Annotated in this window: 7 protein-coding genes and 2 tRNA genes; all 9 read left to right on the top strand. The window is 37.5% G+C overall.

The window, feature by feature from the left end; translation table 11 throughout:
- The first annotated feature begins 128 nt into the window (after positions 1-128).
- Entirely contained in the window at positions 129-992 is an 864-nt protein-coding gene (locus HMPREF9075_RS10175) for a sugar phosphate nucleotidyltransferase (RefSeq protein WP_009416506.1), read from the top strand.
- Positions 993-1,031: 39 nt separating this feature from the next.
- Positions 1,032-2,192 (top strand): galactokinase, encoded by a 1,161-nt coding sequence (locus HMPREF9075_RS10170; RefSeq protein ID WP_009416505.1) that lies wholly within the window; start codon positions 1,032-1,034, stop codon positions 2,190-2,192.
- 134 nt (positions 2,193-2,326) lie between these two features.
- On the top strand, positions 2,327-3,397 hold the full coding sequence (locus HMPREF9075_RS10165; protein WP_009416504.1) for an aldose epimerase family protein: 1,071 nt from the start codon (positions 2,327-2,329) through the stop codon (positions 3,395-3,397).
- Positions 3,398-3,456: 59 nt separating this feature from the next.
- Positions 3,457-5,976: a DUF5686 and carboxypeptidase-like regulatory domain-containing protein gene (locus HMPREF9075_RS10160; RefSeq protein WP_009416503.1), complete on the top strand. Its 2,520-nt coding sequence runs from the start codon at positions 3,457-3,459 to the stop codon at positions 5,974-5,976.
- A gap of 58 nt (positions 5,977-6,034) precedes the next feature.
- The gene (locus HMPREF9075_RS10155; protein WP_009416502.1) at positions 6,035-7,033 is read left to right on the top strand and encodes an acyl-CoA reductase; all 999 of its coding nucleotides are present in this window, start codon (positions 6,035-6,037) and stop codon (positions 7,031-7,033) included.
- Positions 7,034-7,220: 187 nt separating this feature from the next.
- Positions 7,221-7,292, top strand: a tRNA-Glu gene (locus HMPREF9075_RS10150).
- Positions 7,293-7,428: 136 nt separating this feature from the next.
- A tRNA-Glu gene (locus tag HMPREF9075_RS10145) sits at positions 7,429-7,500 on the top strand.
- Positions 7,501-7,563: 63 nt separating this feature from the next.
- Positions 7,564-7,821 carry a 30S ribosomal protein S20 gene (gene rpsT, locus HMPREF9075_RS10140; RefSeq protein WP_009416501.1) on the top strand — a complete coding sequence of 86 codons (258 nt, stop codon included), beginning with the start codon at positions 7,564-7,566 and terminating at the stop codon, positions 7,819-7,821.
- Positions 7,822-7,904: 83 nt separating this feature from the next.
- Positions 7,905-8,999, top strand: coding sequence for a hypothetical protein (locus HMPREF9075_RS10135; protein ID WP_009416500.1), 1,095 nt, complete (start codon positions 7,905-7,907; stop codon positions 8,997-8,999).
- Positions 9,000-9,135: the final 136 nt, after the last annotated feature.

Genomic DNA, 9,135 nt, shown 5'->3' with positions numbered 1-9,135 from the left:
ACTCAGGCGCAACCCTGAGTGCTTTTTTTATAGATTGCTTGCAAAAAAATAAGAAAAAATTAGATTAATAAGAAAAAAAGTCGTAGCTTTGCAGATACAAAACAAACCATAAAAAAACGAGATAGAAAATGACAACATTAGTGATTTTGGCGGCAGGCTTAGGGAGCCGCTTTGGATCAGACAAACAATTGGAAAGTGTGCACAATGGCAATACCCTTTTTGATTATAGCATTTATGATGCTATAGAAGCAGGTTTTGACGATATTGTTCTTATTATCAGGCATTCTATAGACCAACTTACACGTGAGCATTTTGAAAACAGATTCCCAGGAGTTTCTATTAGATATGTATATCAGGACGACTACAATCCAGCGGGGATTGTTCGTGAAAAGCCTTGGGGTACAGGACACGCAATGCTATGTGTAAAAGACATAGTAAAAAATCCTTTCCTCATTCTCAACGCTGATGATTATTACGGCAAAGAAGGCTTTAAACTAATGTACAAAGCCTTGAATAGCGGCAAAGACAAAACTTATTTTTCAGGAGGCTATTTGCTTAAAAACACCCTTAGCGACAATGGTACCGTTTCACGAGGTATTTGTGAGGTAGATGCACAACACCATCTGCAATCTATAGTAGAAGCAACCAAGTTACGCCAAAACAGCCCTACCACTGCCATAGATGAAGCTACAGGCATAGAATACCCCATAAGTAGCTATGTATCAATGAACTTTTGGGGCTTTACACCTGATGTTTTTGCTATTACCGAGCCTTATTTTGCTAAATTTGTGGCTGATAATAAAGAAAAACCAAAAGCGGAATTCTTCATTCCCCTAATAGTACAGCACGCTATTGCTGACCATCACTACACTTTGGAAGTACTGCCTAATAACGACACTTGGTTTGGAATGACCTATCGCGAAGACTTACCCTTGGTAAAAAAAGCTATAGAGGCAGCTATAAAAAGAGGAGAATACCCCGAAAAATTTTAATTTACGATAAAAATAATCAACAAATAAAACGAAAAAACAATGGAACAATTAAAACAAAAGTTTCAACAACTATTTGGTAGTGAGCCTACAGGGTACTACTTTGCGCCAGGACGTGTAAATTTGATAGGAGAACATACCGACTATAACGGAGGCAACGTTTTTCCTTGTGCTATTGATAAAGGCACTTATGCTTGGGTGCGTGTGCGTGATGACCAGCAATTGCGTATGTATTCTGAAAACTTTAGTGAGCTGGGAATTATCAGTTTTCAACTAAATGAGCTCACTTATGACAAAGCGCACGACTGGGCGAACTATCCTAAAGGGGTGATAAAAATGTTTGTAGAAGCAGGATATGCAATCCCTACAGGATTTGATATTCTATTTTGGGGAAATATCCCTAATGGAGCGGGGTTGTCCTCATCGGCTTCTATAGAGATGCTTACAGGTATTGTACTTAAAGACCTATTTAAACTTTCTATAGACCCCGTAGCTATGGCACTCTTGGGCAAAAAAACAGAAAACTTGTTTATAGGAGTTAATTCGGGGATTATGGATCAGTTTGCAGTAGCTATGGGCAAAGCAGGACACGCTATATTATTGGACTGTAATACACTGCATTATGAATATGCCCCTGTAGCACTTCCCGATGAGGTGATAGTTATTGCCAATACCAACAAACGCCGAGGCTTAGCCGACTCTAAATACAACGAACGCCGTGCTGAGTGTGAAGAGGCGCTAGCAGAGTTGCAGACTGTATTGCCTATAAAAGCCTTAGGAGAGCTTAGTATAGATACTTTTGAGGCTCATAAACATCTTATAAAGAGCGAAGTACGCCAACGCCGTGCTAAACACGCTGTTTATGAAAACCAACGTACCCTCAAAGCTCAAAAAGCACTATCGGAAGGTAATCTTACTGAGTTTGGTAAGCTGATGAACCAATCGCATATTTCCTTGCGCGATGATTACGAGGTAACGGGTAAAGAATTGGATACTTTAGCTGCTTTGGCGTGGGAACAAGAGGGTGTGATAGGTTCCCGAATGACAGGAGCTGGCTTTGGCGGCTGTACTGTAAGCATTGTCAAAAAAAATAAAGTAGATGATTTTATAAAAAATGTAGGAGCTGCCTACCAAAAAGAAATAGGCTATGCTGCTGATTTTTATATAGCGAACATCAGTGATGGCGCAAAAGTATTAATTTAGTTGTTAAATATTAGTCTTTAGTTATTGGATTGTACTTACACTTCGTTAATAAAGAGCACTTTAAGAAACAAAAACTGCACTAATGACTAAAGACTAATCACTAAAAATTACTCGTACCTAAAGACTAAAACACAATGATTACCATAGATAAAATTTCCTTGGGCAGTTATCAAGGGCAAGAAGTGTATCAGTACACACTACAAAATAGTATAGGCTTTAAAGTTTCAGTACTCAACTTGGGCGGTATTATTACCCAAATAATTGTGAAAGACAAGCACGATATGCCCAAAAATGTAGTGTTGGGCTATAAGGATTTTGAAACGTATATAGGCAATGGTGCCTATGCAGGAGCTATTGTAGGCAGAACATCAGGACGTATAGCTAATGCAACTTTTCAGATAGACGGAGAAACCTATCACTTAGACAAAAACAATGGCGAAAACTCATTACACGGCGGTGTAGCGGGGCTTACTCATCAGCTTTTTCAGGTAGAAACATTGGCTGATGGTATCACCTTGCGTTATCACAGTCCTGATGGTGAAGGAGGTTATCCTGCCGCTGTAGATTTTGAGGTTACTTATAAAATTACTGAAGCTAATACCCTTGCAATTACTTATACGGCTACTGTTGATGCACGTACTTATATCAACCTTACACACCATAACTATTTCAATCTTGCAGGTGATAGTGCTGTAAATGGTGATGAACAATTATTACAAATAGATGCCGATAAGGTGTGCGAACTAAAAGACGGACTGATACCTACGGGTAATTTTATAGATGTAACCCATACGGCATTTGATTTGCGCCAGCCTAAGTTGCTAAAAGAAGGCATAGCTGAAGGACATTCGCAATTTGCTATTACACGGGCTTACGACCACCCCTTTGTACTAAACCCTCATAGTGGACTTTCGCAAAAACCTCAAGTAGTGTTGCACTCACCCCATAGTGGTATTACGATGAAAGCTTACACTACCCAGCCTGTAGCGGTTATTTATACAGGTAATTACTTAGATGATGTACCTGTATTTGATGCTTTTAGTGATGAAAAAGAGAAATCTACGGCTAATGCACGCTATGCCGGTGTAGCAATAGAGCTGCAAGACTATCCTGATGGCATCAATCAGCCTGCATTTGGTACAAAAATAGTAGAAAAAGGAGCAGTTTATAAACAAGAAAGCATTTACAAATTTTTTAATAACTAAAAAAGCTTGTGTGGCTCGCACTCAAAAGACTAACGGCTCACACTTAACGACTAAATAATATGATGAGACAATACATTTTACTACCACTCTTATTTCTGTTAACTACCTATTTATCAGCAGTTTTTGCACAAACACAAGTATCAGGGAAGGTGATAGACGAAAATGGATTGCCTGTACCTTATGCTAATGTACTGTTTGTAAAAACTACAATAGGGGGGTATACTGATGAAGAGGGACGCTTTTCGCTCTATTCTGAAAAAAGACAGCGAGAATTGGAAGTTTCGCTCATTGGTTATACTACCAAAAAGATACATTTAGAGAAGGATCATACCAAAGGGCTGGTGGTTGTATTGGCTGAAGGAGAACAGCTGAGCGAAGTAACTGTAGTAGCCAAACCCAAAAAAGCACTTCCTAAAAAGGAAAATCCTGCTTATACGGTGCTACAAGGCATTTGGAAAAACAAAAAGAAACGCGGCTTACAAAACGCAACAGCCTATGAATACAAAAAACACACCACTACCGAGTTGGGCATAAATAACTTGGATACGCTTTTCCTGCAAAGCACTCTGAAAAGTGAGTACGATACCATCAGAAAGTTGCTATCTGAGAAAAAATATAAAGAAACATTTTCGCTCCCGATGTACCTTAGCGAAAAAGTGGAAAAAGTGTATGCTAACAACCAAACAGGTAAGAAGCGAGTAGATATAGAAGCAGAGCGTTCTCAAGGTATTGTACAACAGGGCTTTGGCTTGGAGCGCGTCAGTAAGTCGTTTGATGATTTTGACATTTACGATAATACCTATATGATACTCAATAAGCCCTTCGTCAGTCCGCTGGCTGAATTTGGCTACGGGGTGTACCTTTATGTGCTGAATGACACTATCCAGAAAGACAACCGCTCTTACTATCGCATTTTCTTTTTTCCTAAAGATGACCAAGACTTGGCTTTAGAAGGAAAGTTTGATGTAGATACCAAAACTTTTATGGTGAGTAACATTCAGATGCATACTACCCCTAAAACGAATATTAACTTGGTACGTGGACTTTCGTTTGAAAAGTACTTTACGATAGCTAATGATAGTATTTACTTGCCTGAACGAGAAATACAAGAGGGTGATTTCACTATTTTCACTAAAAAAGACGAAGAAAAAGGATTGTATGTGAAAAATTACATTACTTTTAGTGATGTATTGCTCAATAAACCCAAAGGAGCGGCTTTTTATGAGCAAGAAATAGTGAAAGTATCTAAAAACCAGTTTTATAAAGACGATAATTATTGGAATAAAAACACTATAGGTGGTGCTGAAGTGACAAAAACAAAACGACTCATACAAGAGGTGGGCAGCAATAGACGGATTAAGATGATAGGTGATATTACCGATATAATGTCTTCTGGCTATTTACCGCTGAATAATCATTGGCAGTTTGGGCGTTTTTGGCAGGCATTATCAAGTAATAATGTAGATGGGCTGCGTTTGCGAGCGGGTTTTAGGTCGTTTTTTTCTACTGATGATAGGTTTAGGACTTATTTTTATGGTGCTTATGGTCTTAAAGATAAGAAGTTTAAATTTGGGGTAAGTGGTAAATACCTGCTTTCGCATAGTCCGAGAATTACCATTGGAGGTGCTTTTCAAGATGATAACTTACAACTTGGTAGCTTTGTACTTCACGATGATACTAATTTGGATTTTCAGAAAACGACTAACTTTATCATTGCGCGAGGTGAAAACTATTACCTTACCCGTAATAAGAAAATACAAGGGGTGTTGAACTTCAATTTGGATACCAATGTACAGCTATCTGTATTTGGAACCTATCAAAATTTGCGTTCAGCGAGTGAAGATCACTTTTTGATAGCTTATCAGAATCCTAAAACGGGCGAACTATTGCGTGATTACGATAATTTTTATACAGGTACTGAGCTCACTTTTACCCCAGGACGCAAAGTTTTTGGTTATGGGGTAGAACAACGCTATGGGAAAAAATTGTATTCTACCTATACGCTTAAGTACAGCAAGGGAGTGGAGGGGGTAAGCCACAGCAAGTTTGACTATGACAAACTACAGTTTTTGGCAAGCAAGCCTATACCGATGTTTGGATATGGTATACTGCTTGCGAATGTAGAAGCCGGCAAGATTTTTGGTACAGCCCCCTTGATAGCTTTAGCTCCTACACCTGCTAACCAGTCGTATTCATCTGTGCCTAATACTTTTGCACTCTTAGACTACTACGATTTTATTACTGATACCTATATCAATAGCTATTTTGAGCATCATTTTGATGGTTTTTTGTTTAATAGAATACCTTTCTTACAAAAGACGAGGTTTAAAAGTGTAGTTTTTGGTAGATTTGCTTACGGAACACTTTCTGAGGAGAACAAAAGAGCGAATATTACTAATATAATCTTTAATTCTCCTGAAAAATTGTATTGGGAATACGGTTTTGGAATAGAAAATATAGGATTGGGCAATTTTAGGTTTATAAGAGTAGATTTTGTATGGCGCAGTGAGTTTAACGATGTTAATGGTGTAAGAAATCCTAAGTTTGGCATACGATTAGGAATAGTACCTTCATTTTAGATAATTATGAATTGTGAATTTTGAATTATGAATTGGGGATAAATTGGCGAATTGACAAATGAATTATAGCAAAAAACTTATTAAAATAGGTGAATTATTGGCAGATACTGCTCAGTTTTCGGAAATATTTGAGTTGGCAACGCAACATAACGGTTGGTTTACTCCTGAAAATCTGACTTTTGCATTTAAAGCGTGGGCAGAAGCTTTAAGTGAGCAGCATGTACAGCAATGGCTTTCGGCTTATAATCTAAAAGAAGAGCCTACAGATAAAAAGGTACTGATAATAATGGCGGGAAATATTCCTTTGGTGGGCTTTCACGATTTGCTGTGTGTATTGGTAGCGGGACATAAAGCTATTGTGAAACTTTCATCGGATGATAAGGTGTTGTTACCTTATATTGTAAAGAAAATGGCAACTATAGTCCCTGATTGGGCTTCGGCGGTTACTTTTACTGACGAACGTATTAATAGTTACGATGCGGTAATTGCTACTGGTAGCAACAATACAGCCCGCTATTTTGAGTATTATTTTGGTAAAAAGCCTCATATTATTAGAAAAAATAGGCATTCGGTGGCTGTGCTGAAAGGTGATGAAAACCAAGAACAGCTGATAGCCTTAGGTGAAGACATCTTTAGGTACTACGGTTTGGGATGTAGGAGTGTATCTAAGCTCTTTGTGCCCCAAGGGTATAATTTTGATAACTTTTTCAGGGCGATATATCTTTATAAAGATATTATTGAGGAACAGAAATACTCTAATAATTACGACTATAACAAAGCTGTTTATTTGATGAGTTTGTATAAGTTGTTAGAGAATGGTTTTTTGATGCTTAAGGAAGATGAAAGTTATGCCTCGCCTATAGCGACAGTTTTTTACGAATACTATAGTGATAGAGCTGCATTGGAGTTGCGTTTGCAGGCTGATGCTGACCAAATACAATGTGTGGTAGCAGAAGGATTTACTGCTGATGAGATAGCTTTTGGTTATAGCCAAAAACCACAATTGTGGGATTATGCGGATGGTGTAGATACCTTACAGTTTTTACTTAGCATTTAGTGGGGTATGACGAAACGAATAGAAAAATTTGTAATTTTGTGAATTTTTAAATTGTTAATATTCAGTATTTTATATTGGATAATAAAAAAAAGATGAAAAAAAGTTGCAAAAAAAATTGCAGGAATAAAAAAAAGTAGTACCTTTGCAACCGCAATACGGAAAAAGTATTACTTTAAAAAAAAATAATGGTCCGTTCGTCTAGGGGTTAGGACGCAAGGTTTTCATCCTTGTAACAGGGGTTCGATTCCCCTACGGACTACAAGATTTAGTCGTTAGGAGTTAGTTGTTAGTAATTAGGCGTTGGAAAGTAGTGATTAGATATTAGGGAATGACTAATAGATTTGAAAAAAGATTGCTAAGGCAATATTGGATTGAAAGAGTTTTAAAGAATATATGGTCCGTTCGTCTAGGGGTTAGGACGCAAGGTTTTCATCCTTGTAACAGGGGTTCGATTCCCCTACGGACTACTAAAACAACAAGATTATAAAATACACTAATATCAACAGTAGGTATTGAAAAAACAGTAACAAATGGCAAACCATAAATCAGCATTAAAAAGAATAAGAAGAAATGAGGCTGCACGCTTGCGCAATCGTTATCAGCACAAAACAGCTCGTAATGCCGTAAGAAAATTGCGTGCATTGGAAAACTTAGAGGAAGCTAAAGCGCTTTTCCCTACAGTAGTTTCTATGGTAGATAAATTAGCTAAAAGAAATATTATTCACGCTAATAAAGCAGCCAATTTAAAAAGTAGTTTAGCTAAACACATCAATAAGTTAGCTAAATAGTCATTTAGGTTTTAGATTTATCACTAAACAGCCAGATTTATGTAAAAATAAGTCTGGCTTTGGTGCATTAATAGTATATAACGATGAATTATAAAGTATATATATTCCTTTTCATATTGATAATGAGTGTAGTAGCTTGTAATGAAGCTACTAATAACCCTACTGACCAAGAGAAGAACCACCAGCCAAAATCGGTAGATTTTGAAGAACTTCATTTGGCACCTTTGAACACAGAGGCTCAAGAGGGCGTGCGCAGCTGGAAAGAGTTTCAATCGCTGATGCAAATAGTAGTAACGATGGCACCTACCAAGATAAAAAATACCGAAGCCCTCGTAACTAACAACCCTGATAGTCTGCTGTTGTACAGCCGTTTGTATCCTGTAAATACTAAAACAGTGCTCACGAATATATTGGTGGAGCGCGATTGGCGTACGGCACTCACTGCCAACGATACTGTTTTCAGGATAGAAAAGACTAAAGAAAGTCCGTATTCATACTTGCAATGGCAGCGTTTTTTGGTAGCGGGAGTGCCTTATACTTTTTCTTTGAAAGCTAAAAAAGTGGGTGGATGCAACCGCTTGCAGTTGGATTTTTTGAATGATAAAGACAGCGAACTAATGCTGACTTTGCCAATAGATACGCTTGCTACTGATAACAAGGTACAGCGCACTGAACTTGATGAGGAGTGGCGTGATTTTAGAGTAACTTTTACACCTCGCAATACACATAGTTATTCTATTCGTTTGGGTTTTGAAGAAGGTGTACAGCCAGCTGATAATGTGATATTTTATCATAGTGTACTTGAGATACCCGTTAGAGATTTTGCGAAGGTAAGTGCTTATTCTAAAAGGATAATAGGGGAGCAGTCGGATATAAAGAGTTCGTATTATTCAGTATTTTTTTGGTTAGCACAGATAGAAGATGCGCTACAGGAGTTGCTCACAACGCCTAATTTTCCTGAGAAACTAAACAATGCGATGATAAAATCGCGCTTTAGACTATTGCAAACAGAAATAAAGTTATTGGCAGACAATGTTCGTAATAATCCTGATTATGATGAAGTAGCTTTAAAAAGTGCTATCAAAGGAATTGAAAAAACTTTTAATGAACTTGTGGGGCGTATGAACAGTTGTTATAAGAATGATTTGGAAGCACGAATGGGTGATATAGTGTTGTGATGTGTTAAAATGATGTTAATTGTATAAAACTGCTATGACAGTGTAAAAATAATATTGTATTTTTGCATTGTGTATATTAGTCTTAGGTGTGAGAGGGGGAGAGAATTGTGAATTTTGAATTCTGAATTTTGAATTG

This window comes from Capnocytophaga sp. oral taxon 332 str. F0381 (genome assembly GCF_000318275.2).
GTDB classification, from domain to species: Bacteria; Bacteroidota; Bacteroidia; order Flavobacteriales; family Flavobacteriaceae; genus Capnocytophaga; species Capnocytophaga bilenii.
This window is presented reverse-complemented; position numbering and strand designations above follow the sequence as displayed.

Bases quoted from the DNA above. Each gene is read 5' to 3' on its own strand.
- HMPREF9075_RS10175 (WP_009416506.1), top strand. From the start codon at position 129: ATGACAACATTAGTGATTTTGGCGGCAGGCTTAGGGAGCCGCTTTGGA.
- HMPREF9075_RS10170 (WP_009416505.1), top strand. From the start codon at position 1,032: ATGGAACAATTAAAACAAAAGTTTCAACAACTATTTGGTAGTGAGCCT.
- HMPREF9075_RS10165 (WP_009416504.1), top strand. From the start codon at position 2,327: ATGATTACCATAGATAAAATTTCCTTGGGCAGTTATCAAGGGCAAGAA.
- HMPREF9075_RS10160 (WP_009416503.1), top strand. From the start codon at position 3,457: ATGATGAGACAATACATTTTACTACCACTCTTATTTCTGTTAACTACC.
- HMPREF9075_RS10155 (WP_009416502.1), top strand. From the start codon at position 6,035: ATGAATTATAGCAAAAAACTTATTAAAATAGGTGAATTATTGGCAGAT.
- rpsT (WP_009416501.1), top strand. From the start codon at position 7,564: ATGGCAAACCATAAATCAGCATTAAAAAGAATAAGAAGAAATGAGGCT.
- HMPREF9075_RS10135 (WP_009416500.1), top strand. From the start codon at position 7,905: ATGAATTATAAAGTATATATATTCCTTTTCATATTGATAATGAGTGTA.